At 67.0% G+C, this 25,718-nt stretch carries 17 protein-coding genes, 3 rRNA genes and 1 riboswitch; of the genes, 4 read left to right on the top strand and 16 right to left on the bottom strand.

Features of this window, described 5'->3' with window-relative positions; all coding sequences use genetic code 11:
- Nucleotides 1–13 precede the first annotated feature (13 nt).
- Complete coding sequence (gene gcvP, locus AC2XR2_RS06920) at nt 14–2,899, bottom strand: aminomethyl-transferring glycine dehydrogenase (RefSeq protein ID WP_491514588.1); 2,886 nt, start codon at nt 2,897–2,899, stop codon at nt 14–16.
- Nucleotides 2,900–3,077: 178 nt separating this feature from the next.
- A riboswitch (glycine riboswitch) is annotated at nt 3,078–3,173 on the bottom strand.
- Between the two features lie 122 nt (nt 3,174–3,295).
- On the opposite strand from gcvP, the gene AC2XR2_RS06925 reads away from it, so the two are divergent.
- Complete coding sequence (locus AC2XR2_RS06925; protein ID WP_381300842.1) at nt 3,296–3,673, top strand: PRC-barrel domain-containing protein; 378 nt, start codon at nt 3,296–3,298, stop codon at nt 3,671–3,673.
- A 388-nt stretch (nt 3,674–4,061) separates the two neighbouring features.
- Here the strand turns inward: AC2XR2_RS06925 and AC2XR2_RS06930 are convergent, their stop codons facing one another.
- From AC2XR2_RS06930 to AC2XR2_RS06990, 13 genes are all read right to left on the bottom strand, one after another.
- A complete protein-coding gene (locus AC2XR2_RS06930) occupies nt 4,062–5,426 on the bottom strand; it encodes a DNA polymerase IV (RefSeq protein ID WP_491514589.1) in 1,365 nt (454 codons plus the stop codon).
- A 58-nt stretch (nt 5,427–5,484) separates the two neighbouring features.
- Nucleotides 5,485–6,132, bottom strand: a complete 648-nt coding sequence (locus AC2XR2_RS06935) for a MerR family transcriptional regulator (protein ID WP_381300846.1) — start codon at nt 6,130–6,132, stop codon at nt 5,485–5,487.
- Between the two features lie 263 nt (nt 6,133–6,395).
- Nucleotides 6,396–6,869 carry a bifunctional nuclease family protein gene (locus tag AC2XR2_RS06940; protein ID WP_004002801.1) on the bottom strand — a complete coding sequence of 158 codons (474 nt, stop codon included), beginning with the start codon at nt 6,867–6,869 and terminating at the stop codon, nt 6,396–6,398.
- 77 nt (nt 6,870–6,946) lie between these two features.
- Nucleotides 6,947–7,684 carry a transcriptional regulator FtsR gene (gene ftsR, locus AC2XR2_RS06945; RefSeq protein WP_449351159.1) on the bottom strand — a complete coding sequence of 246 codons (738 nt, stop codon included), beginning with the start codon at nt 7,682–7,684 and terminating at the stop codon, nt 6,947–6,949.
- A gap of 18 nt (nt 7,685–7,702) precedes the next feature.
- Complete coding sequence (locus tag AC2XR2_RS06950; RefSeq protein ID WP_381300852.1) at nt 7,703–8,608, bottom strand: zinc-ribbon and FHA domain-containing protein; 906 nt, start codon at nt 8,606–8,608, stop codon at nt 7,703–7,705.
- Between the two features lie 61 nt (nt 8,609–8,669).
- A complete protein-coding gene (locus AC2XR2_RS06955; protein ID WP_330268275.1) occupies nt 8,670–9,500 on the bottom strand; it encodes a DUF881 domain-containing protein in 831 nt (276 codons plus the stop codon).
- Nucleotides 9,501–9,505: 5 nt separating this feature from the next.
- Entirely contained in the window at nt 9,506–9,838 is a 333-nt protein-coding gene (locus AC2XR2_RS06960) for a small basic family protein (protein ID WP_003988855.1), read from the bottom strand.
- Entirely contained in the window at nt 9,835–10,731 is an 897-nt protein-coding gene (locus tag AC2XR2_RS06965) for a DUF881 domain-containing protein (protein ID WP_381300854.1), read from the bottom strand. Before AC2XR2_RS06965 ends, AC2XR2_RS06960 begins: the two co-directional genes overlap by 4 nt.
- Nucleotides 10,732–10,836: 105 nt before the next feature.
- The gene (locus AC2XR2_RS06970; RefSeq protein WP_123759415.1) at nt 10,837–13,332 is read right to left on the bottom strand and encodes a sugar phosphate nucleotidyltransferase; all 2,496 of its coding nucleotides are present in this window, start codon (nt 13,330–13,332) and stop codon (nt 10,837–10,839) included.
- A 116-nt stretch (nt 13,333–13,448) separates the two neighbouring features.
- Nucleotides 13,449–14,057, bottom strand: a complete 609-nt coding sequence (gene clsA / locus AC2XR2_RS06975) for a cardiolipin synthase ClsA (protein WP_123759416.1) — start codon at nt 14,055–14,057, stop codon at nt 13,449–13,451.
- A 109-nt stretch (nt 14,058–14,166) separates the two neighbouring features.
- Nucleotides 14,167–14,283, bottom strand: a 5S ribosomal RNA gene (rrf, locus tag AC2XR2_RS06980).
- 70 nt (nt 14,284–14,353) lie between these two features.
- Nucleotides 14,354–17,476: ribosomal RNA gene (locus AC2XR2_RS06985) — 23S ribosomal RNA — on the bottom strand.
- 317 nt (nt 17,477–17,793) lie between these two features.
- A 16S ribosomal RNA gene (locus AC2XR2_RS06990) occupies nt 17,794–19,319 on the bottom strand.
- The 16S, 23S and 5S rRNA genes sit together here, the layout of an rRNA operon.
- A 553-nt stretch (nt 19,320–19,872) precedes the next feature.
- On the opposite strand from AC2XR2_RS06990, the gene AC2XR2_RS06995 reads away from it, so the two are divergent.
- Together AC2XR2_RS06995 and ptsP are read left to right on the top strand one after the other, a co-directional pair.
- Nucleotides 19,873–20,322, top strand: coding sequence for a PTS sugar transporter subunit IIA (locus AC2XR2_RS06995; protein ID WP_381304548.1), 450 nt, complete (start codon nt 19,873–19,875; stop codon nt 20,320–20,322).
- Between the two features lie 82 nt (nt 20,323–20,404).
- Nucleotides 20,405–22,075: a phosphoenolpyruvate--protein phosphotransferase gene (ptsP, locus tag AC2XR2_RS07000; RefSeq protein WP_356464382.1), complete on the top strand. Its 1,671-nt coding sequence runs from the start codon at nt 20,405–20,407 to the stop codon at nt 22,073–22,075.
- 73 nt (nt 22,076–22,148) lie between these two features.
- Here the strand turns inward: ptsP and AC2XR2_RS07005 are convergent, their stop codons facing one another.
- The gene (locus AC2XR2_RS07005) at nt 22,149–23,042 is read right to left on the bottom strand and encodes a DUF8829 domain-containing protein (RefSeq protein ID WP_330268271.1); all 894 of its coding nucleotides are present in this window, start codon (nt 23,040–23,042) and stop codon (nt 22,149–22,151) included.
- A 22-nt stretch (nt 23,043–23,064) separates the two neighbouring features.
- Nucleotides 23,065–24,273, bottom strand: a complete 1,209-nt coding sequence (locus tag AC2XR2_RS07010; protein WP_491514590.1) for an MFS transporter — start codon at nt 24,271–24,273, stop codon at nt 23,065–23,067.
- 119 nt (nt 24,274–24,392) lie between these two features.
- Between AC2XR2_RS07010 and AC2XR2_RS07015 the strand changes: the two genes are divergently transcribed.
- A complete protein-coding gene (locus AC2XR2_RS07015) occupies nt 24,393–25,712 on the top strand; it encodes an aminotransferase class I/II-fold pyridoxal phosphate-dependent enzyme (protein ID WP_491514591.1) in 1,320 nt (439 codons plus the stop codon).
- Nucleotides 25,713–25,718: the final 6 nt, after the last annotated feature.

The following is a 25,718-nucleotide window of genomic DNA, read 5'->3' on the forward strand; positions in this document are numbered from 1 at the left end:
CCGCACCTCGACCTCAGTCCTCGTACGCGTCCAACGGCGGGCACGAGCACACCAGGTTCCGGTCGCCGAACGCCTGGTCGATCCGCCGTACCGGCGGCCAGTACTTGTCCGCGACCGAGACACCGCCCGGGAAGACGGCCTCCTCACGCGTGTACGCGTGCTCCCACGCCCCGCCCAGCGCCCCGGCGGTGTGCGGAGCGTTCCGCAGCGGGTTGTCGTCCGCGTCCCACTCCCCCGAGCCGACCTTCTCGATCTCCGCGCGAATGGCGATCATCGCCTCGCAGAACCGGTCGAGCTCGGTCAGGTCCTCGGACTCGGTCGGCTCGATCATCAGCGTCCCGGCCACCGGGAACGACATGGTCGGCGCGTGGAAGCCGTAGTCGATGAGCCGCTTGGCCACATCGTCCACGCTGACGCCGGTCGCCTTCGTCAGCGGCCGCAGATCGATGATGCACTCGTGCGCGACGAGCCCGCCCGGTCCGGTGTAGAGCACGGGGTAGTGCGGCTCGAGCCGCTTGGCGATGTAGTTGGCGGAGAGCACGGCCACCTGCGTGGCCCGCTTAAGGCCCTCACCGCCCATGAGCCGCACGTACGCCCACGAGATCGGCAGGATGCCCGCGGAGCCCCAGGGGGCCGCGGAGATGGGCCCCACGCCCGTCTCAGGACCGGCGGCGGGCTGCATCGGGTGGTTCGGCAGGTACGGCGCCAGGTGGGCCCGCACGCCCACGGGACCCACGCCCGGGCCACCGCCGCCGTGCGGGATGCAGAAGGTCTTGTGCAGGTTCAGGTGCGAGACGTCACCGCCGAAGTGCCCCGGCTTGGCCAGTCCCACCAGCGCGTTGAGGTTGGCCCCGTCGACGTACACCTGACCGCCGGCCTCGTGCACCTGCGCGCAGATGTCGGCGACGTGCTCCTCGAACACGCCGTGCGTCGAGGGGTAGGTGATCATCAGCACGGCGAGCTCGTCGCGGTGCTGCTCGATCTTGGCCCGCAGGTCCTCGACGTCGATCTCGCCGTCCTCGGCGGTCTTCACGACGACGACCTTCATCCCCGCCATCACGGCGCTCGCGGCGTTGGTCCCGTGCGCGGACGACGGGATCAGACACACGGTCCGCTGCTCGTCACCGTTGGCCCGGTGGTACCCGCGCACGGCGAGCAGCCCGGCCAGCTCACCCTGCGACCCGGCGTTCGGCTGGAGGGACACGTTGTCGTACCCGGTGACCTCGGCGAGCCGCTCCTCCAGCTCCCGGATCAGGGTCAGGTAGCCCTCGGCCTGCTCGGCGGGCGCGAAGGGGTGCAGCTGCCCGAACTCGGGCCAGGTGACCGGCTCCATCTCGGTGGTCGCGTTGAGCTTCATGGTGCAGGAGCCCAGCGGGATCATGCCGCGGTCGAGCGCGTAGTCGCGGTCGGCGAGCCGGCGCAGGTAGCGCAGCATCGCGGTCTCGGAGCGGTACTGGTGGAAGACGGGGTGGGCGAGGAAGTCGTCGCCGCGCAGCAGCGCGTCCGGCAGCGCCTCCTCGGTGGCCGCGTCCAGCGCCTCGATGTCACCCTCGACCCCGAACGCGTTCCACACGGCGCCCACCTGGGCCCGCGCGGTGGTCTCGTCACAGGCGACGGAGACGTGGTCGGCGTCGACGAGGTGCAGGTTGACCCCGTTCCGCCGTGCGGCGGAGACGACCTCGGCCGCCTTCCCGGGCACGCGCACGGTGAGGGTGTCGAAGTAGGCGCCGTGCACGACCTCGACCCCGCCGGCGGTGAGCCCCGCGGCGAGGAGGTTCGCGTACCGGTGCGTCCGCCGCGCGATCGCCTTCAGCCCGTCGGGCCCGTGGTAGACCGCGTACATCCCGGCCATGACCGCGAGCAGCACCTGCGCGGTGCAGATGTTGCTGGTCGCCTTCTCCCGCCGGATGTGCTGCTCACGCGTCTGGAGAGCGAGCCGGTACGCCTTGTTGCCGTCGGCGTCCACGGACACGCCCACCAGCCGCCCGGGCAGGCTGCGCGCGAACTTCTCGTGTACGGCCATGTAGCCCGCGTGCGGCCCGCCGAAGCCCATCGGCACCCCGAACCGCTGCGTGGTCCCGACCGCGATGTCCGCCCCGAGCTCCCCCGGCGACTTCAGCAGCGTCAGCGCGAGCAGGTCGGCGGCGACGGTCACGAGCGCGCCGAGCTCATGAGCCTGGTCGATGACCGGCTTGATGTCGCGTACGGCCCCGGAGGCACCGGGGTACTGGAGGAGCACGCCGTTGATCTCACGCGCGGCGATCTCGGCCGGGATGCCCCGGCTCAGGTCCGCGACGACGACCTCGACCCCGGTCGGCTCGGCGCGGGTCTCGATGACGGCGATGGTCTGCGGAAGGGCGTCCGCGTCGATGAGGAAGAGCCCCTTCTTGTTCTTCCCCATGCGCCGGGACAGGGCCACGGCCTCCGCGGCCGCGGTTCCCTCGTCGAGCAGCGAGGCACCGGAGGTCGGCAGCCCGGTGAGGTCGGCGACCATGGTCTGGAAGTTCAGCAGCGCCTCCAGGCGCCCCTGCGAGATCTCCGGCTGGTACGGCGTGTAGGCGGTGTACCAGGCCGGGTTCTCCATCACATTCCGCAGGATGACGGGCGGCGTGAAGGTCCCGTAGTACCCGAGTCCGATCATGGAGTCGAGGACCTGGTTCCGGTCGGCCAGCGACCGCAGCTCGGCCAGCACCTCGGCCTCGGTGCGCGCACCGGGCAGCTCCAGGGCATCGGCGTTCTTGATCACGTCGGGCACCGCGGCGGCGGTCAGCTCGTCGAGCGAGCCGTATCCGACCTGGGCGAGCATCTTGGCCCGCGCTTCGTGGTCAGGACCGATGTGACGCTGCTCGAACGGGATCCCCTGCTCGAGCTCTGCGAGCGGAATGCGGTGGGCGGTCATTGCGGAGGCCTCCTGGTCTGACGCGACCTTCGAGGGGTACCCCGGCGCGGGTACCCCGACGGCCTCCCCCTCTGTCATCTCAACCTGAGAGCTTCACCGGTCGCCCGAGGGCCACCGGCTTTCACCGTCGGTGAGAGCGGAAGCCGCCGTCGACACCCGCCCTGCTTTCCAGAGTGACCTCGTCCGTGCGGTACGTGAGCCTGAGAGATTCCGGGGAGGATTTGCTCCTTCGGCGCCTCCGATGTTGTCTGGAGGACTCTCCCGCACGGGGTCGACAGCCGCCTGCAAGCCTACCAGCGAGGTTCAGGTCGGGCGTTCGAGTGGCCGCCCACTCCAATGTGCTCTTTCGTAGTGCTTACGACCGCTTCGGATGAGTTGCGACCAAGTGGAGGGCCCGTGCAGACCGACATCGATCCGCGCAACCTGATCGGCCGCAAGGCGTTCGACCGCAACGGCACCAAGATCGGCACCGTCGACGAGGTCTATCTCGACGACGCGACCGGGGTCCCGGAGTGGGCGGCCATACGTACCGGCCTGTTCTCCCGCGACGCCTTCGTCCCCCTGGAGCCCAGCGAACTGGTCGAGGGCAGCCTGAAGGTCCCCTACGACCGCACCCTGATCAAGGACGCCCCCGACTTCGGCGTGGGCCGCCACCTCTCCCCGGCCCAGGAACTCCAGCTCTACCACCACTACGGCCTGCACCTGTCCCCACCGTCCCCCCTCCCGGACCGCCCCTTCGGCAAGGTGGCAGGCACGGAGGACGCAGAGACCTGACACCCGGCCGAGAGCCCTCGCCCCCCTCCCACTCCCCCACGATGTCCGGCGCAGGGCGAGCACCCACCTCCAGAGCCCACGAGCCGACCCCCACGCCCAGCCGACCACCCCCGGCACACGCCCACAACGACCAGCCGACCACTCCCCACGAGCAGCCCCACCACGCCCCCACTCCCCGCACCAACCGGCAGCCGCACCACGCCGACTCCCCCCAACCGCCCAGCGGCCCCGTCACACCCGAACTTCCCCACCACAGCCGGCGCCCCGCCACACCCCCGACTCACCCACCACCCAGCGGTCCCGCCACACCCCGACTTCCCCCACCACCCGACAGCCGCCGACGGCGCTCAGCCCCCACAGGGGCCACCCGCACCCGACGACGAAACCGTCACGGGTGGTGCGGGTGGGAACTCATCCCCGACGTCCCCTCAACCAGCGGCAACGGCTCAGCCACCTCCAGCCCAGGATCGTCGACAGAAAACGTCCGCACCCGCCCCGGCAGGGAATCCGGCGTCTCGAACCGCACGGTCACCCGCCCCAGCCCACTCCCCTGCACCCACCCATGCCCGTACTCGGCGTGCCGCACATCGTGACCGGCCACCCACCGCCGCTCGGACGCCGTCCGGGCCTCCACCACAGCCACCTCCCCGATGTCCTCCTCGGCGACCTCGACCCGCTCCCCCGCGGCCTGAGCGAACAGATCCTCCTGCGTGAAGTCGGCGAGCCCCGAAACCCCCACCCCCAGCAGCCGCACACCCCCGGTGGAATCCACCCCCTCCAGCAACCGCAGAGCGGCCTCCCGCACCACCGCCGGATCATCCGTGGGCCCCCGCAGCGTCTCGGACCGCGTCAGGGTCGAGAAGTCGTACCGCCGCACCTTCAACACAATGGTCCGCCCCGACAACCCGGCCCCCCGCAACCGCCGCACACACCGGTCCGCCAGCCGCTGCACCTCGAGCCCCACCCGGACCCGGTCATGGATGTCCACGTCGTACGTGTCCTCCACCGACACGGACTTCGTCTCCCGCTCCGCCACCACGGCCCGCTCGTCCCGCGCCAGCGCCATCGCGTACAGCCCGTGCCCGTGCGCCTTCCCAAGGAGCCGTACCAGCTCGTCCTCCCCCGCCTCCACGATCTCGTCGACCGTGTGGATCCCGGCCCGCCGCAGATGGTCCCCCGTCGCCGGCCCCACCCCCGGCAGGGTCCGCACCGACATCGGCCCCAGCATCGCCCGCTCGGTCCCCGGCTCGATCACCACCAGACCGTCCGGCTTGGCCTGCTCGGAGGCGATCTTCGCGAGCATCTTGGAAGCGGCGAGCCCCACGGACCCCGTGAGCCCCGTGACGGCCCGTATGTCGGCCCGCAGCTTCGCCCCGGCCAGCCGCGCCGACCCCTCGTCCCAGGCCGCTCCCCCGGCCTCCAGATCAACGAACGCCTCGTCCAGGCTCAGCGGCTCCACGAGCGGCGACAACTCCCGCAGCAGCCCCATCACCTGCTCGCTGATCGCCTTGTAGAACCCGAAGCGCGGCACGAGATACGCGGCGTTCGGCGCGAGCCGTCTCGCCTGGGCCATGGGCATCGCCGAGTGCACCCCGAACACCCGGGCCTCGTAGGACGCGGTGGCCACCACACCCCGCGGCCCCAGCCCGCCCACGACGACGGCCTTCCCACGCAGACTCGGCTTGGACGCCTGCTCCGCCGAGGCGTAGAAGGCATCCATGTCGAGATGCAGGATCGTGGGCGCTTTTCTCACATGTCCGATGCTGCCCTACGCCACTGACAATGCCCCGCCGAAGGCAGCGGGGCAGGCTTCAGACCGCCCGGTTGCGGCGCCTGGCCAGCTCGTCCGCGGGGTTGTGCCCGACCAGCGTCTCCCCGGTATCGACCCGCTCCCCGTGCAGCTGCGACAACGCGCTCTCGACGTCGCGCCACACGACACCCACGGCGATCCCGAAGATCCCCTGGCCGCCCTGGAGCAGCGCGTGGACCTCGTCGGGCGAGGTGCACTCGTAGACCGTGGCTCCGTCGCTCATGAGCGTCATGCGCTCCAGGTCCTGGAAGCCGCGCTCGCGCAGGTGCTGGACCGTGGTGCGGATGTTCTGCAGCGACACGCCCGTGTCGAGGAACCGCTTGACGATCTTCAGGACGACGACGTCCCGGAAGCTGTAGAGCCGCTGCGTGCCCGAACCGTAGGCGGGCCGCACGCTCGGCTCCACGAGCCCGGTGCGCGCCCAGTAGTCGAGTTGCCGGTAGGTGATACCGGCCGCCGCGCACGCCGTAGGGCCGCGATAGCCGATCTGCTCGGACGTCATGGACGTCGCCCCTCCGCTGCTCGGCACGGCCGCCGGTCGCTGCGGAGCGTGATGATCGGCCGCGCTGGTGTGAAGCGGGTACGGACCGCTCGCCCCGAGACTCCGTCCGGGGGCACCCCCAGCCGTACCGTCGCCGCTGCTTCTCACGCCGACCTCCGTCCTTGACCTGCCTTCTCGACGGTAGGCAGTCACCAGGGGTGCGTCAACGATCGCCACACTCGGCACGCCGAGTGATAATCACCCTAGGAGTGGTTTCCCGTACCCGTCCGCGGGGAAAGGCTAGCCGAATGCGCTCTGAGCGGGCCGCAGGACGCTCTCACGCGCCGGTGGCAAATGCCGGCATTTCAGTGGCGACCGGACACGGCCGACCCGTCACGGACCACTGATCCGCCGGACCGGCCGCCCCCGCCTCACTGACTGCTGGTGCCGAAGTCCTCGGGGGAGATCTGGTCGAGGAACTCGCGGAACTTCTCCACTTCGTCCTCCTGCTCGTCCGGGATCGCGATGCCGGCGTCGTCGAGCACTCCGTCGCTGCCGTAGATCGGCGTCCCGGTGCGCAGGGCCAGCGCTATGGCGTCGGACGGCCGCGCGCTCACCTCGACCCCGCTGGCGAACACCAGCTCCGCGTAGAAGACGCCCTCACGCAGGTCCGTGATGCGCACTTCGGTGAGCTCCTGGCCGACCGCCTCCAGCACGTCCTTGAACAGGTCGTGGGTCAGCGGTCGTGCGGGGGCCATGCCCTGCTGCGCGAAGGCGATCGCGGTCGCCTCCCCCGGCCCGATCCAGATGGGGAGGTAGCGGTCGCCTCCCACTTCACGCAGGAGCACGATCGGTTGGTTGGAGGGCATTTCGACCCGGACACCTACGACATCGAGCTCGTTCACACAGCAACCCTAGGCCGTGCCCGGGACGTTTGGGTAGTCGGGCAGGAAACGGGTGACAGTTCCTGCACCTGCCGTCCTCAGGGCAGCCGCACACCGAGGGCCGTCTGCACGAGCGCCGCGTGCAGCTTCACCGTGAGCCCCGCCAGTTCCTTCGTACGGGCTTCCGCGTGCACGCGGGTCTGCGGGTTGCGGTGGCGCTTCAGCGGAGCCACCACCTGGTCCACGAGCCCCGCCTCACGGTCGGCCGCTGCCTTCATCGCGCGCAGGTGCCGCGGCTCGATCCCGAACCGCCCGAGCTCGACGACGAGCGCGGCCACGGTCACCGTCTCCGCGTCGTACGCCCCGTCCGGCAGCGGGGTGATGAGCCCGTACGACTCCCACTCCGCGAGCTCCGCCTCACCGATCTCGGCGGCGGCGAGCAGCTCGGCCCGGCCGATCCGGGCCGCGGTGGGCCCCTCGGGGACCTCCAGGACCGTTTCTCCGTCCCGCTGACGGCCCACTGTGGGCAGCGCGACGGCCTCGCCCCGCTCCATGGCGTCCAGGTGCTCCCGGATCACCTTGAGCGGCAGATAGTGGTCCCGCTGCATCCTCAGGACGTGGCCGAGGCGCTCGACGTCCCGGTCGCTGAACTTGCGGTACCCGGAGGGGGTCCGCTGCGGCTCGATGAGGCCCTCGGACTCCAGGAAACGGATCTTGGAGATGGTGACTTCGGGAAACTCGTCGCGCAGCACGTTCAGCACCGTGCCGATGCTCATCAGTCCACTGTCCGTGGCGGCGGTGCCGTGTCCGGCACCGCCGCTCGGTGTTTGAAGCATGGACCTTCCCTGGGAGGGTCAGTAGCCCTGCTGGCTCGCGTAGAACACCAGCCGGTACTTGCCGATCTGCACCTCGTCGCCGTTGTTCAGGGCGACCGAGTCGATCCGCTCGCGGTTGACGTACGTACCGTTGAGGCTGCCCACGTCGGACACCGTGAACGAGCCGTCCTGGCCTCGGCGGAACTCCACATGGCGGCGCGAGACGGTGACGTCGTCGAGGAAGATGTCGCTCTGCGGGTGGCGGCCGGCCGTGGTCAGCTCGCCGTCCAGCAGGAAGCGGCTGCCCGAGTTCGGCCCCCGGCGCACGACCAGGAGCGCGGAGCCCAGCGGCAGCGCGTCGACGGCAGCCTGCGCCTCCGGGGAGAGCGCCGGCATCTGCGTCTGACCGGTGACCTCGGAGTCGTAGGCCTCGAGGCCGGAGATGGAGATGGTGGAGGTCGTCTCGGAAGGACGCTCGGGCACCGCCCCCGCCCGCAGCGGAGCTCCGCAGTTGGAGCAGAAGCGGCTGTTCTCCGCGTTGCGGTTACCGCACCTCGTACACACCTGGGCCGACATAGGGGAAAACCCTCCACCCGTACTTGAGGTTGACGGCTGCCCGAAACCTATGCCGCCGGACTGGGCAGGGTCAACAGAAGGCGCGCCCTGACCTCCGGAAATGTCGCCCGGCCCACCGACCTGGTCCCGGAACAGCGGACGCTGGCCCTCGGCGTCGGGCTGTGCGCGGTGCCGAGCGGTGGCGTTGTTGTCGCTGCCCTCTCGCGCGCTCTTGCCGAACAACTTCTGAAACAACTTCACGGGCGATTCCCCTTGACCGAAACAGACCCGCCCGTGGGGCAGGACGAACCCTGATTGAACACACCGGTCGACCCGGACATCCTCACAACGTCCGTTTCCACCAGACAGTTTCCACCACGCACCACCCAATCGGTGCGCCGACCCCCCGCAACCTCATGCCCTGGCCCGACGCCCCGCATGCACCCCCGGTTCACCGGGAGGACGACCGAGCGTAGTCAGGCCGCTTCGCCGCTCGCAAGGCGTCCACAACGATCTTGTCCGACCGCTCGACGATGACGGTGGCCTGCTCCTTCTCGAGAGTCTGCACCACGCCTCCAGGGATGTTGAGCGCCGGTTCCAGGTCCTGCGGATTGCCGATGACCTTGAAACGAAAGGGAGCGGTGATCTTGTTCCCGTCGACGCTCACGCTTTTGTCGGAGTCCGACAGATAGGTGCCGGCGACGACCCGCACGCCGTTCACCTGGATCGCCTCCGCGCCGGCCGCCCGCAGCTCCTGGATCGCGTCGAGCAGCATGTCCGCCTCGACCGTTCCCTTGGTGTCCTCGATCGTCATCTCGATGCCCGGCCCCTGCGCGGCCACCGTGCCCGCGAGGATGCCGAGTTGCCGCTCCTTCTCGACCGTCTGCTTGCGGGCCTCCTCCGCCTGGTCGGAGCTGTTCTCCAGCTCGTCCCGCTGCTTCTCGAGGCCCTGCTTCTCGTCTTCAAGACGCTGGGTACGGTCGTCCAGTTCATCGAGGATGCGTACGAGATCCTCCTGCCTCGCCCCCCGCAGCGCACTGTCACTGTCGCTGTTCGACGCCACCTGGACGGCGAGGCCGAATCCGAGGCCGAACAGCAGCACCGCGACGATGAGTTGGGCCCGGGTCACGCGCGGCGGCCACAGCCCCTTCACCAGCCTCTGACGGCCGGTGAGACCGGGCTCGTCGGCCGGGTCCGCGGTCTCCTCGGCAGGCGTCACCGGGAGTTCCTCGGGCAGTTCCTTGCGCAGCCTGTTGCCTGGCGTCTCTTCCTGCTCGCTCATCGGCGTCACGCCCGGAAGACGTGCCGGCGGATCGCCGCGGCGTTCGAGAAGATGCGGATCCCGAGCACGACGACGACACCGGTCGACAGCTGGGCACCCACACCCAACTTGTCGCCCAGGAACACGATCAGCGCGGCCACGACCACGTTCGACAGGAACGAGACGACGAAGACCTTGTCGTCGAAGATGCCGTCGAGCATGGCGCGCAGACCGCCGAAGACGGCGTCCAGCGCCGCCACCACGGCGATCGGCAGATAAGGCTCGACGACCGCCGGAACCTCAGGCCGGACCAACAGGCCGGCCACGACTCCCACGACGAGGCCCAGTACGGCGATCACGATGTGCCCTTCTCAGTTCTCGGCTCTGCTGTACGTACGATCACACTCGGTGCGGCCGGCAGCCGGAGGTCGTCCTCCACGGAAATCGCGGTCCGGATGCCGTAGTTCTCCTGCAGGGCGTGCAGATACAGCCCGTCGGCACTGTTCTGGAACTTCGTGCTGAGCCGCTGCCCGTCCCCCACCGCAAGCACCGTATACGGCGGAACCAGCGGCTTGTTGTCGACCAGTATCGCGTCACCCGCGGCCCTGATCGCCGACAGGGCCGTCAGCCGCTGTCCGTTGATGGAGACGGCCTCGGCGCCCGACTCCCACAGCCCGTTGACGACTCGCTGCATGTCGCGGTCGCGCACCCGCCCGGTGTCGGAGAACCCCGACGTCTCACGCGGGTTGCCGTCACCCCCCGTGGTGGCCTCCTTGGCGTCGTTCACGACCAGCTTGACGCCGGGGCCGTGCACCTCGGCCGCGCCCGACAGGATGTCCACGAGGTCGGCCTGGCCGCTGTCCCCGCTCTCCTTGAGCGCTTCACGCTGCCGCGTGCCCACGTCGTCACGCAGCTTGTCGACACTTTCCTCGAGCTTGTCCGCCGTGTCGCTCTCGCGGTCGATACGGTCGATGAGCTCCTGGCGCTCCTTGGCCACGACCGGAGCCGCCACCCGCGCCTGAGCCGCCCCCACGGTGACCACCAGGGCGGCGAGCACCAGGCCGACGGCCAGACCGAGCTTCGCCCTCAACGTCTTGGGCAACCCGCCGTCACCGGCGGCCTTCTTGCGGGCGGCCGCCTCGGCGTACCCGTCGTCGAGGCTGTGGTCCATGACGTTGGTGAGCAGCGACATGGAGGCGTCCGGGCGCGAGGGGCGCGTGGGGGTGCTCCGAATGGGGGGCTGCTGCGGCATGCCGCACATCGTCGCACGTCGCGGCCCCTACCTCCGAATGGCCCCATCGGCGTGCCGGACAGGCCCCCTTGGGGACACTTGTCCGGCACGCGTGCGTGCGTCGGTTCAGCGGCCGGCGCTGTCCACGACCGCCGACCACTCGTCCAGCAGGGCCTGCGCGGACGCGTCGTCGGGCCCCTCGGCCCACAGATGGGTGACCGCCTCGGCCGGGTCGGGCAGTACCATCACCCAGCGTCCGTCGGTCTCGACGACCCGGACCCCGTCGGTCGTGTCGACAAAGCGATCGCCCGCCGCCTCCACGACCCGCCGCATCACCAGTCCCTTGACGGCCCACGGGGTCGCCAGGTCCCGCTTGAGGACATGGGCCCGCGGAATCCGCGCGTCGATCTGGCTGAGCGTGAGCTGCGTCCGCGCCACCAGCCCGATCAGGCGTACGAAGGCCGCCGTACCGTCGAAGACGCTGCTGAACTCCGGCACGATGAAGGCGCCCTTGCCGTCACCGCCGAAGATCGTCGTTTCGTCGCGCCCGACCCTGGTGAGGTCGTCGGGCGAGGTGGTCGTCCACTCGACCTGAGTGCCGTGATAGGCGGCCACCTGCTCGGCGATCCGCGTCGTGGTGACCGGCAGCGCCACCCGTCCACTGCGCCGCTCCGCGGCGACAAGGTCGAGCATGACGAGCAGGGCGCGGTCGTCCTCGATGATGCGGCCCTTCTCGTCCACCAGGGACAGCCGCTCACCCACGGGGTCGAACCGCACACCGAAGGCGGCCCGCGCGGACGCCACGATCTCGCCCAGCCGCACCATCCCCGACCTACGGGCATCCGCCGTCTCGGTCGGCCGGGACTCGTCGAGCCCCGGGTTGATGGTCAGCGAGTCCACACCGAGCTTCCCGAGCAGGCTGGGCAGCACAAGCCCCGCACTGCCGTTGGACGCGTCCACGACGACCTTGAGCCCGGACTCGGAGATCCCGGTGATGTCGACGTTCCGCAGCAGCGACCCGGTGTACGAGTCGAAGACACTCGCCGGGAAGTGCAGGTCCCCGATCTCCCCGGGGAACGCCCGCCGGTACTCCTGCCGCGCGAACACCCGGTCCAGCTTGCGCTGACTCCCCTGGGACAGGTCGGCGCCCCGCCCGTCGAAGAACATGATGTCGACGGAGTCCGGCACCCCGGGTGTGGTCCGGATCATGATCCCGCCGGCACTGCCTCGCGCGGTCTGCTGCCGCGCCACGGGCAGCGGTACGTTCTCCAGATCGCGTACGTCGATGGCGCTGGCCTGCAGAGCGGAGATCACCGCCCGCTTGAGTGCTCGGGCGCCTCGGGAGTGGTCGCGGGCCGTGGTGACCGTCGAGCCCTTCTTGAGGGTCGTCGCGTAGGCACCGGCCAGCCGGACGGCGAGTTCCGGCGTGATCTCGACGTTCAGGATGCCGGACACCCCGCGGGCCCCGAAGAGATGCGCCTGTCCCCTGGACTCCCAGATGACGGAGGTATTGACGAAGGCGCCGGCTTCGATGGTCTTGAACGGGTAGACCCGGACATTCCCCTGAATAATCGATTCCTCGCCGACGAGGCACTCGTCCCCGATGACCGCGCCGTCCTCGATCCGCGCGGCACGCATGATGTCGGTGTTCTTCCCGACGACACAGCCACGGAGATTGCTCTGCTGTCCGACATACACGTTGTCGTGCACGACGGCCTTGTGCAGAAAGGCCCCGCTCTTGACGACGACATTGGAGCCGACGACGGTGTGCTCCCGGATTTCGGCGCCGGCCTCGACCTTCGCGTAGTCCCCGATGTACAGCGGGCCGCGCAGAACGGCGTCGGGATGCACCTCGGCACCCTCGGCCACCCACACGCCCGGGGAGAGCTCGAACCCGTCGATCTCGACGTCGACCTTGCCCTCGAGGACGTCGGCCTGGGCCTTCACATAGCTCTCGTGGGTGCCGACGTCCTCCCAGTAGCCCTCGGCGACATAGCCGTAGATCGGCTTGCCTTCCTTCATCAGCTGAGGAAAGACGTCACCGGACCAGTCCACAGGTACGTCGGCCTCGACATAGTCGAAGACCTCGGGCTCCATCACGTAGATGCCCGTGTTCACGGTGTCCGAGAAGACCTGGCCCCAGGTCGGCTTCTCCAGGAAGCGCTCGACCTTGCCCTCTTCATCGACGATGGTGATACCGAATTCAAGAGGATTGGGCACACGCGTCAGACAGACGGTGACCAGCGCGCCCTTTTCCTTGTGGAAGTTGATGAGCTCGGTGAGGTCGAAGTCGGTCAGGGCATCACCGGAGATGACAAGGAAAGCATCGTCCTTCAACGCCTCTTCGGCGTTCTTGACGCTTCCGGCGGTACCGAGTGGCTTCTCCTCATTGGCATAGGAGAGCTCCATGCCGAGCTCTTCACCGTCACCGAAGTAGTTCTTGACCAGAGAGGCCAGGAACTGGACGGTGACGACGGTCTCGTTGAGCCCATGCCTTTTGAGCAGCCTCAGAACGTGCTCCATGATCGGCCGGTTGGCCACCGGCAGGAGCGGCTTGGGCATGCTTGAGGTCATGGGACGAAGGCGTGTGCCTTCGCCTCCGGCCATCACGACGGCCTTCATGTCGGAAGCGTCCTCCTCTAAAGAGTTGACGGTCTAGCCGACTTCACCCGTCCAGATTGTCCCGCACTTTTCCGCCGGGGGCCATCGAGCCGCTTCGGCCGTGCCAAAGGACGAGTTCAATCGGCCATGGCGTCCGCACGGATCAGGCGGCGGACTTGTACCACGTAGAGGACTCCTGCCCACCAGTACAGCGTTGTACCCCATCCGGCGAACGCCCATCCGAAAATAGCAGCGAGTGACGAGATCCATCCAGTTCCGTCACTGAGCAGGAGGAGGGGGAAGGCGTACATCAGGTTGAACGTGGCCGCCTTGCCGAGGAAGTTCACCTGCGGCGGCGGATAACCGTGACGCCTGAGGATGCCCACCATCACCAGGAGAACCAGCTCCCGCAAGAGAAGTGCAGCCGTCAACCAGATCGGCAGAATCTCGCGCCAGGTGAGTCCGACCAGAGTCGACAGAATGTAGAGCCGGTCGGCCGCCGGGTCGAGCAGCCGGCCGAGGCTGCTGATCTGGTTCCACCTCCGGGCCAGCTTGCCGTCGAGGTAGTCGCTGATGCCGCTCAGCGCCAGTACCAGCAACGCCCAGCCGTCACTCTTCGGGCCTCCGAACTCAGGCCTGAGAATCAGCCACAGGAAGACCGGCACACCGACGAGCCGCGCCATGCTGAGGATGTTGGGGATGGTGAGGACCCGGTCCGTCTGGACCCGGGTCTCCTGGACCTCCACCCGGGGGCCTCCTGTGGGAAACGTGCCAACGATGCCCCCTGACCCTACCTCAACGCAAAAAAGCTCTGGCTCTTGGGCTGAGTGCCCAAGAGCCAGAGCTCTAAAAGGAGTTCGGCGGTGTCCTACTCTCCCACAGGGTCCCCCCTGCAGTACCATCGGCGCTGTAAGGCTTAGCTTCCGGGTTCGGAATGTAACCGGGCGTTTCCCTCACGCTATGACCACCGAAACACTATGAAACTCAGACCGGAAAACACACGGTCGTTGCCTCAGAACTAACACAGTGGACGCGAGCAAATATGGACAAGCCCTCGGCCTATTAGTACCGGTCACCTCCAGCGGTTACCCGCCTTCCAGATCCGGCCTATCAACCCAGTCGTCTACTGGGAGCCTTAACCCCTCAAAGGGGGTGGGAATACTCATCTCGAAGCAGGCTTCCCGCTTAGATGCTTTCAGCGGTTATCCCTCCCGAACGTAGCCAACCAGCCATGCCCTTGGCAGAACAACTGGCACACCAGAGGTTCGTCCGTCCCGGTCCTCTCGTACTAGGGACAGCCCTTCTCAATATTCCTACGCGCACAGCGGATAGGGACCGAACTGTCTCACGACGTTCTAAACCCAGCTCGCGTACCGCTTTAATGGGCGAACAGCCCAACCCTTGGGACCGACTCCAGCCCCAGGATGCGACGAGCCGACATCGAGGTGCCAAACCATCCCGTCGATATGGACTCTTGGGGAAGATCAGCCTGTTATCCCCGGGGTACCTTTTATCCGTTGAGCGACGGCGCTTCCACAAGCCACCGCCGGATCACTAGTCCCGACTTTCGTCCCTGCTCGACCCGTCGGTCTCACAGTCAAGCTCCCTTGTGCACTTACACTCAACACCTGATTACCAACCAGGCTGAGGGAACCTTTGGGCGCCTCCGTTACCCTTTAGGAGGCAACCGCCCCAGTTAAACTACCCATCAGACACTGTCCCTGATCCGGATCACGGACCCAGGTTAGACATCCAGCACGACCAGACTGGTATTTCAACGACGACTCCACAACCACTGGCGTGGCCGCTTCAAAGTCTCCCAGCTATCCTACACAAGCCGAACCGAACACCAATATCAAACTGTAGTAAAGGTCCCGGGGTCTTTCCGTCCTGCTGCGCGAAACGAGCATCTTTACTCGTAGTGCAATTTCACCGGGCCTATGGTTGAGACAGTCGAGAAGTCGTTACGCCATTCGTGCAGGTCGGAACTTACCCGACAAGGAATTTCGCTACCTTAGGATGGTTATAGTTACCACCGCCGTTTACTGGCGCTTAAGTTCTCAGCTTCGCCACACCGAAATGTGACTAACCGGTCCCCTTAACGTTCCAGCACCGGGCAGGCGTCAGTCCGTATACATCGCCTTACGGCTTCGCACGGACCTGTGTTTTTAGTAAACAGTCGCTTCTCGCTGGTCTCTGCGGCCACCCCCAGCTCACCAAGTAAATTGGATCACCAGGTGTGGCCCCCCTTCTCCCGAAGTTACGGGGGCATTTTGCCGAGTTCCTTAACCATAGTTCACCCGAACGCCTCGGTATTCTCTACCTGACCACCTGAGTCGGTTTAGGGTACGGGCCGCCATGAAACTCGCTAGAGGCTTTTCTCGACAGCATAGGATCATCCACTTCACCACAATCGGCTCGGCATCAGGTCTCAGCCTCATGTGCGACGGATTTGCCTATCGCACGGCCTACACCCTTACCCCGGGACAACCACCGCCCGGGATGGACTACCTTCCTGCGTCACCCCATCACTCACCTACTGCAAGTCTGGTTCGTCGGCTCCACCACTCCCCTTTGCCCGAAGGCTCCGGGGCGGCTTCACGGACTTAGCATCGCCTGGTTCGATGTTTGACGCTTCACAGCGGGTACCGGAATATCAACCGGTTATCCATCGACTACGCCTGTCGGCCTCGCCTTAGGTCCCGACTTACCCTGGGCAGATCAGCTTGACCCAGGAACCCTTAGTCAATCGGCGCACACGTTTCCCACGTGTGTATCGCTACTCATGCCTGCATTCTCACTCGTGAACCGTCCACCACTGCCTTCCGGCGCAGCTTCACCCGGCACACGACGCTCCCCTACCCATCACAGCCTCCGTTGGGAGTATTGCTGCAATGACACGACTTCGGCGGTACGCTTGAGCCCCGCTACATTGTCGGCGCGGAATCACTAGACCAGTGAGCTATTACGCACTCTTTCAAGGGTGGCTGCTTCTAAGCCAACCTCCTGGTTGTCTCTGCGACTCCACATCCTTTCCCACTTAGCGTACGCTTAGGGGCCTTAGTCGATGCTCTGGGCTGTTTCCCTCTCGACCATGGAGCTTATCCCCCACAGTCTCACTGCCGCGCTCTCACTTACCGGCATTCGGAGTTTGGCTAAGGTCAGTAACCCGGTAGGGCCCATCGCCTATCCAGTGCTCTACCTCCGGCAAGAAACACACGACGCTGCACCTAAATGCATTTCGGGGAGAACCAGCTATCACGGAGTTTGATTGGCCTTTCACCCCTAACCACAGGTCATCCCCCAGGTTTTCAACCCTGGTGGGTTCGGTCCTCCACGAAGTCTTACCTCCGCTTCAACCTGCCCATGGCTAGATCACTCCGCTTCGGGTCTTGAGCGTGCTACTGAAACGCCCTATTCGGACTCGCTTTCGCTACGGCTACCCCACCCGGGTTAACCTCGCAACACACCGCAAACTCGCAGGCTCATTCTTCAAAAGGCACGCAGTCACGAGACACCAAGCAAGCTTGATGTCCGACGCTCCCACGGCTTGTAGGCACACGGTTTCAGGTACTATTTCACTCCGCTCCCGCGGTACTTTTCACCATTCCCTCACGGTACTATCCGCTATCGGTCACCAGGGAATATTTAGGCTTAGCGGGTGGTCCCGCCAGATTCACACGGGATTTCTCGGGCCCCGTGCTACTTGGGTGTCTCTCAAACGAGCCGCTGACGTTTCGACTACGGGGGTCTTACCCTCTACGCCGGACCTTTCGCATGTCCTTCGCCTACATCAACGGTTTCTGACTCGTCCTGTCGCCGGCAGACGACAGAAGAGAGATCCCACAACCCCGCATGCGCAACCCCTGCCGGGTCTCACACGCATACGGTTTGGCCTCATCCGGTTTCGCTCGCCACTACTCCCGGAATCACGGTTGTTTTCTCTTCCTGCGGGTACTGAGATGTTTCACTTCCCCGCGTTCCCTCCACTTGCCCTATGTGTTCAGGCAAGGGTGACAGCCCATGACGACTGCCGGGTTTCCCCATTCGGAAACCCCCGGATCAAAGCCTGGTTGACGACTCCCCGGGGACTATCGTGGCCTCCCACGTCCTTCATCGGTTCCTGGTGCCAAGGCATCCACCGTGCGCCCTTAAAAACTTGGCCACAGATGCTCGCGTCCACTGTGCAGTTCTCAAACAACGACCAGCCACCCATCACCCCGCCCTACAAGGCGAGTTCACTGGGGCCGGCATCCGAAGACAGACCAAACGGCCGTGCCCTCAGACACCCAACAACGTGCCCGACCAGATCCCGTCCGGAGATCATGCGTTCCACGCTCCAAAAGAGCAGTACTTGCAGCCTCCGACCCGTGAACCCGGCCGAATAATCAACGTTCCACCCATGAGCAACCACCGTCGAACGTTTGCCGACGTAATGGCCCTGGACCACCAAGCAAGCTCGGCGGCCTAGATGCTCCTTAGAAAGGAGGTGATCCAGCCGCACCTTCCGGTACGGCTACCTTGTTACGACTTCGTCCCAATCGCCAGTCCCACCTTCGACAGCTCCCTCCCACAAGGGGTTGGGCCACCGGCTTCGGGTGTTACCGACTTTCGTGACGTGACGGGCGGTGTGTACAAGGCCCGGGAACGTATTCACCGCAGCAATGCTGATCTGCGATTACTAGCAACTCCGACTTCATGGGGTCGAGTTGCAGACCCCAATCCGAACTGAGACAGGCTTTTTGAGATTCGCTCCACCTCACGGTATCGCAGCTCATTGTACCTGCCATTGTAGCACGTGTGCAGCCCAAGACATAAGGGGCATGATGACTTGACGTCGTCCCCACCTTCCTCCGAGTTGACCCCGGCGGTCTCCTGTGAGTCCCCGTCACCCCGAAGGGCACGCTGGCAACACAGGACAAGGGTTGCGCTCGTTGCGGGACTTAACCCAACATCTCACGACACGAGCTGACGACAGCCATGCACCACCTGTACACCGACCACAAGGGGGCGACCATCTCTGGCCGTTTCCGGTGTATGTCAAGCCTTGGTAAGGTTCTTCGCGTTGCGTCGAATTAAGCCACATGCTCCGCTGCTTGTGCGGGCCCCCGTCAATTCCTTTGAGTTTTAGCCTTGCGGCCGTACTCCCCAGGCGGGGAACTTAATGCGTTAGCTGCGGCACCGACGACGTGGAATGTCGCCAACACCTAGTTCCCACCGTTTACGGCGTGGACTACCAGGGTATCTAATCCTGTTCGCTCCCCACGCTTTCGCTCCTCAGCGTCAGTAATGGCCCAGAGATCCGCCTTCGCCACCGGTGTTCCTCCTGATATCTGCGCATTTCACCGCTACACCAGGAATTCCGATCTCCCCTACCACACTCTAGCCTGCCCGTATCGAATGCAGACCCGGGGTTAAGCCCCGGGCTTTCACACCCGACGTGACAAGCCGCCTACGAGCTCTTTACGCCCAATAATTCCGGACAACGCTTGCGCCCTACGTATTACCGCGGCTGCTGGCACGTAGTTAGCCGGCGCTTCTTCTGCAGGTACCGTCACTTGCGCTTCTTCCCTGCTGAAAGAGGTTTACAACCCGAAGGCCGTCATCCCTCACGCGGCGTCGCTGCATCAGGCTTGCGCCCATTGTGCAATATTCCCCACTGCTGCCTCCCGTAGGAGTCTGGGCCGTGTCTCAGTCCCAGTGTGGCCGGTCGCCCTCTCAGGCCGGCTACCCGTCGTCGCCTTGGTGAGCCGTTACCTCACCAACAAGCTGATAGGCCGCGGGCTCATCCTTCACCGCCGGAGCTTTCAACCACCCAAGATGCCTTGGGCAGTGGTATCCGGTATTAGACCCCGTTTCCAGGGCTTGTCCCAGAGTGAAGGGCAGATTGCCCACGTGTTACTCACCCGTTCGCCACTAATCCCCACCGAAGTGGTTCATCGTTCGACTTGCATGTGTTAAGCACGCCGCCAGCGTTCGTCCTGAGCCAGGATCAAACTCTCCGTGAATGTTTACCCGTAATCGGGTGCACACATCACGAGAGCGGAGCGACCGCCGGAATAAGGCGATCGCTCACAGCGTCCTCGCTGTGTTTTTTCAAAGGAACCTCGTCCCAGCCGAATGGCCGGAGACGGGGTATCAACATATCTGGCGTTGATTTTTGGCACGCTGTTGAGTTCTCAAGGAACGGACGCTTCCTTTGTACTCACCCTCTCGGGCTTTCCTCCGGGCGCTTCCCTTCGGTGTTCCAAACACTATCAGTGTTTTTCCGTCTCCCTGACCACCGTCCTGCGGGCATGCAGAAGTTGATCGAGATAAGGTCTGACAAGTTTGGTTGCTGCCAGGCAAGGACACGTGGTCGCGTCACTCGGCCTCAAGCAGGAGTACGACTGTACACGGGGCCTCGAAGGCCGTGCAAATCCATGGGACTGGTGGTCTAGACCACCACCGGGTATCTTCCGTGCGGAACCCTCACTTCATCTGACATACGCTGCTGGACAGAGCCGTCCGAGACAGGCAGTGACGGCCCATATACGCAGCTCCACCCCTGGGAGGCTTCCCATGACCACCGTGACGTCCCCTCTTGCAGGACGCGCCATCGGACTGGCAGCAGTGCCGGATCCGGTCTTCTCCGGGGCCATGGTCGGCCCGGGCACCGCGATCGACCCCGTACGTGAACCGTCCGAGGCCGTCGCGCCCGTGGACGGAGTGATCGTCTCTCTCCACCCGCACGCGTTCGTCGTCGTGGACGAGACGGGGCACGGCGTGCTCGTGCACCTCGGCATCGACACCGTGCAGCTCAACGGCGAGGGCTTCGAACTGCTGGTGAACAAGGGTGACACCGTCACGCGCGGCCAGGCCGTCGTGCGGTGGAACCCGGCGGCCGTCGAGGCAGCCGGCAAGTCCGCGGTGTGCCCCGTCATCGCGCTGGAGGCCACGGCCGAGGCCCTCTCCGAGCTCCGTGACAACGGCGATGTGAAGGCCGGCGACAGTCTCTTCCTCTGGAAGTGACGTCAGCGCCGTCGTAGGACGGCAAACAGGCACGACAACCATCGCGGCGGCGGGACCCGCCGCACTATCGGAGACGGGTGAGATGGAGACAACGCTGCGAGGCGTCGGCGTGAGCCACGGTGTGGCGATCGGCGAGGTTCGGCATATGGGAACGGCGGTGCTGGAGCCGCCTGCCAAGCAGATACCGGCTGAGGACGCGGAGCGCGAACAGGGGCGTGCCCGCAAGGCCGTGGAGGCCGTCGCGGCCGACCTGATGGCGCGCGGCAACCTGGCGGGGGGCGAAGCCCAGGCGGTGCTCGAGGCGCAGGCCATGATGGCCCAGGACCCCGAGCTGATGGCTGATGTGGACCGCCGTATCGCTGTCGGCAGCACGGCCGAGCGTGCCGTGTACGACGCGTTCGCCGCGTACCGCGAGCTGCTGGCCGGTGCCGGTGAGTACCTCGCCGGGCGGGTCGCGGACCTCGACGACGTGCGGAATCGTATCGTCGCCCGGCTGCTCGGGGTGCCCATGCCGGGTGTCCCGGACAGCGACGAGCCGTATGTCCTGGTGGCGCGTGATCTCGCGCCCGCCGACACGGCTCTGCTGGACCCGACGCTCGTGCTGGGCTTCGTCACCGAGGAGGGCGGGCCGACCAGTCACAGTGCGATTCTGGCGCGGGCGCTCGGTGTGCCGGCCGTCGTGGCGCTGCCGGGTGCCGGTGAGCTCGCGGAGGGCACGGTCATCGCCGTCGACGGCAGTACCGGGGACATCTTCGTGAACCCGAGTGACGAGAAGAAGGCCGAGCTGGAGGCCGCTGCCGCTGAGCGGAAGGCTGCGCTCGCCGCGTCCACCGGTCCCGGTGCCACCGCGGACGGCCACAAGGTGCCGCTGCTCGCCAACGTGGGCGGTCCGGCGGACGTGCCCGCCGCCGTCGAGGCCGGTGCCGAGGGTGTGGGTCTCTTCCGTACCGAGTTCCTCTTCCTCGACGACAGCAAGAACGCCCCGACCGAGGAGAAGCAGGTCGAGGCCTACCGGCAGGTGCTGGAGGCCTTCCCGGAGGGGCGGGTCGTCGTTCGTGTGCTGGACGCGGGCGCGGACAAGCCGCTGGACTTCCTGACGCCGTCCGACGAGCCGAACCCGGCGTTGGGCGTGCGGGGGCTGCGGACGCTGCTCGACCACCCCGAGGTGCTGCGCACCCAGCTGACAGCGCTGGCGAAGGCTGCCGAGGGACTGCCCGTCTACCTTGAGGTCATGGCCCCGATGGTGGCCGACCGCGCCGATGCCAAGGCCTTCGCCGATGCCTGCCGGGAGGCGGGGCTCCGGGCGAAGTTCGGCGCGATGGTGGAGATTCCCTCGGCGGCGCTGCGGGCGCGGTCGATCCTTCAGGAGGTCGAGTTCCTGTCGCTGGGGACCAATGACCTCGCGCAGTACACCTTCGCGGCCGACCGTCAGGTGGGTGCGGTGTCCCGGCTCCAGGACCCGTGGCAGCCCGCGCTGCTCGACCTGGTCGCGCTGTCCGCGGAGGCGGCGAAGGCCGAGGGCAAGAGCTGTGGTGTCTGTGGCGAGGCCGCGTCCGACCCGCTGCTCGCCTGTGTCCTGACCGGTCTCGGGGTCACCTCTCTTTCCATGGGCGCCGCCTCCCTTCCTTATGTGCGGGCGACGCTGGCGAAGTACACGCTCGCCCAGTGCGAGCGGGCGGCCGCGGCCGCCCGGGCTGCGGACAGCGCCGACGAGGCGCGCGCCGCCGCTCAGGCGGTGCTGTCCGGCGAGTAGTCGGGCGGGGTCGGCCGATCGACGGTTCTGAGAGGGCGCTCCACCGGTGGGTGGGGCGCCCTCTCTTCGTATGTCAGTGGCTGTGGTGCGCTGTCGGTCCTTCCGGTCCGAGGTCGGGCGGGACGCAGTAGTCGACGTCCGATTCCGGGGAGATCAGGTCGCCGGAGTCGATGTCGGTGCAGTAGGCGTCGAAGACTTCTCCGGCGGTGAGGGGTTCGAGGTGGTCGCCGCGCAGGCGCCAGCCGTAGATGCGGTCGGTGGTCCCTGGGGTGCTGGTGCGCATGACCAGTCCGCCGGGGCTCTGGGTGGCGATGCCGAGTGCCAGGACGGTGGTGAATTCGAGGGCTTCGGCTTCGTCGAGTTGGACGGAGCCGTCGCTGTTCTCGTCGGAGTGGAGGACGGAGACGAGGGTTTCCGGGGTGCCGGTGATGCTGCACACGAGGTGGTGTTCGCCTGGCTGTGCGGTGTCGAGGATCCGGACGAGGAGGTCCGAGGCCCGGGTGAAGGCGGCGCGGCCGATGTCCTCCCCGCAGGAGCCGCAGCTGCCGAGGCGGGCGAGGAGTGTGGTCGCGTACTCCCAGGTGGCCTGGCGTACGGCCTCGTCCACGAGGGCGGGCACCAGGTCGGTCAGGGGCTGGCCCTCGTAGGGCAGTGCCGGCCCGGTGGAGGCGAGTTCCGCGGTGAAGCGGGTGCGGCTGGACGGGATGTCCGGGTTCAGGCCCGTCTCCTCGCAGAACTCGGCGTACTCCTGTGGGTCGAAGAGGGCGACGGTGGTGTGGCTGCCCTGTGAGGCGCGGGTCCTCAGGAGGTCTTCGACCTGTTTCAGGTAGGTGGCGTGGTCGTCGAAGGTGAAGCTGCGGTAGCGCCGCATGGCGCGGAAGTCGTGTTCGTCGGTGAGCAGGCCGATGGTGCCGGCGATTTCGCGGCGCAGGACGCGTCGCATTGTCTGGTGGCCGGTGTGCGCCATGTTTCCCCCTGTGCGCAGTCGATCAATGCTCACTCACAGTAACCGGCGGCACTGACAACGGCGTCCGGGCGAGGCGTGCCCGGATCACGCGGTGCTGAATTGCGCAGGTCAGGGCGATGGCTGTGCCGAAGGTGGCCCAGCCTGCGGGGCCGGTGGCGATGGCCGCCGTGACCGCGAGTGGGCCGAAGGTGCGCTGGACGGACTGGGCCAGGCCGTGGACGCCGAGGTAGGCGCCCTGGGCGGTGTCGGGGGCGAGTGCTACGGAGAGTTCCCAGGAGATGGTGGCGTGGAGCATCTCGGCCGTGGTGAAGGCGGCTGCCGCGGCGGTGAGGAGCAGTGTGGCGGTGACGGCTCCGCCGGTGGCCGCGAGTGCCATGGCGAGGCCGCCCAGGCCGAAGGCGAGGGAGAGCGGGAGCAGGAGGTTCCGGGCGGCGGCCGTGGTGGTGCCGAAGCGGGCGAGCGGGACCTGGAGGGCCACGACCATGACGTTGTTGAGGACCATCAGGAGGGGTGCCAGTCCGTTCGGTGCGTTGCTCGCGTGGGCGATCCACAGGGGCAGGCCGACCTTGAACATGGCGTCGTCGAGGAAGAGCACGGTCTCGGTGGCGACGTAGGCGAGGTAGGTGCGGTCGCGCCAGGGGTTCGCCGGTCTGGTGGTGAGGGTCGTGTGCTTCGAACCGGTGACCGTGCGGGACGGGGAGGCGGGTTCGCCGCAGCGCAGGGTGAGGAGTGCCGAGACAACGAAGGACAGTGCGTCGCCGGCCAGGAGCCACTGGTAGGCGCTGGTCGCGCCGAGCGCCAGGGCCGCTGCCGCGGCGAGGCCGCCCAGGGCCCAGCCCGCGTTGGCGATCGTCCGGTGGAATGCCTGGTAGCGGACGCGGTCGGGGCCGGCGACGCGGGTGGCGTACAGCTTGGTGAGGATGCTCGCGGCGCGGTCTCCGAGGCTGCCGACCGCCGAGAAGGCGATGAGCAGGGCGTAGTGGTCGGTGGTGAGCAGGGCGCAGGAGGCCAGGGCGCGCAGGAGCTGGACGATCAGCAGGATCCGGGTGATCGGGAAGCGGTCGGCGAGCTTGCCGCCCAGAGGGGCGCCCGCGATGCCGACGGCGCCCGCGGCCGCGGCGAGCGTGCCGACCTCGGCGAGGGAGAGATCGGAGACGTAGGTGAAGTAGAGGACCGACACGGAGGCCCACAGGCCGCTGCCGACGCGGTCGACGAGCGCGATGACGAGCATTCTTCGTCCGTCGCGCCCGCCGGGAATGCTTCTCGACCATGCTGCCGTGCGCCGTGTCGGATGCACCGCTCCCCCTGTCTCCTTGCTTTTCATTTATGTACTGATACATACTGTGCAACGTGGCAACACAATATGGGATCAGTGGTACGACGGCCAAGGGAATTGCCGCGTCCGTCGAACGGGCCGTGGCCGACGGCTCCTTGGCGCCCGGGGTCGCGCTGCCTCCGGTGCGGCGGCTCGCGGACGGGCTGGGGGTGAGTCCGGGGACCGTCGCGACGGCGTACAAGGAGCTGCGGCAGCGCGGGATCGTGGTCACCCGGGGGCGGGGTGGGACCGTGGTGGCATCGGCGCCGGCCGTGGCGTCACGGCGGCCGCCCAAAGTGCCCGAGGGGCTGCGGGACTTGGCGGGCGGTCATCCCGATCCGCGGCTGCTTCCCGCTCTGGTGCCGCCGTCCAGGCTCTCCCCCGGGGCTCGCTCGCACCGGTCGGCGCCTCGGCTGGCGCGGCTCGAGGATGTCGTACGCGAGTGGCTGGGGTCCGACGGGGTGCCTGTGGAGCAGGTGACCTTCGCTCATGGGGCGCTGGATCTGGTCGGGCGGCTGCTCTCCGTGGAGTTGCGGCCCGGGGACGTCGTCGCGATGGAGGATCCCGGGTACCACCATCTGCTGGACCTGGTCACGGCATCGGGGCTGCGCATGGTTCCCGTGGCGGTCGACGACGAGGGGGTGCGGCCCGATGCCCTGCGCGATGCGCTGCGGGGCGGTGCGCGCGCTGTCGTATGCAGTCCTCGGGCGCAGAATCCGTACGGCGGTCGCTTTTCCGTGGAGCGTCGGGACGCGCTGCTCGGTGTGCTCCGGGAGCATCCCGAGGTGCTGGTCGTGGAGAACGATCACGCCTCGGCCGTCGCCGACGCGCCGCTGTGGACGCTGGCCGGCGGGGGGCTGTCGCGCTGGGTGCATGTGCGGACGGTGAGCAAGTTCCTGGGGACGGACCTGCGGTGGGCGGCCGCGGCCTGTGACCCGATCACGCTGGCGCGGCACGACGGGCGGCTGTTGCTGACCTCCGGTTGGGTCAGTCATCTGCTCCAGGAGACGGTGTTCGGGCTGCTCGTGGACGAGGGCACGCGCGCGTTGGTGGCTCGTGCGCGGGAGACCTATGCCGTGCGCCGGAGCGGACTGGTGCGGGAGCTCGGTGAGCGGGGCATCGAGGCGCACGGGGTGAGCGGGATGAACGTGTGGGTGCCGGTCCGGGACGAGTCGGCGGTGGTGAACGGACTGCGGTCGCACGGCTGGTGGGTCGCGGCCGGGGCCCGGTTCCGGCTGTCGTCCGGTCCTGGGGTGCGGATCACGGTCGCCGAGCTGGAGGCGGCCGACGCGGCGCGGCTGGCCTCGGACTTCGCCCGTGTGCTGGGTGAGTCCGAGGCCACGTACGGTGGTTGATCCGCC

The sequence above is a fragment of the Streptomyces sp. LS-MS-L19 genome (assembly GCF_058382285.1).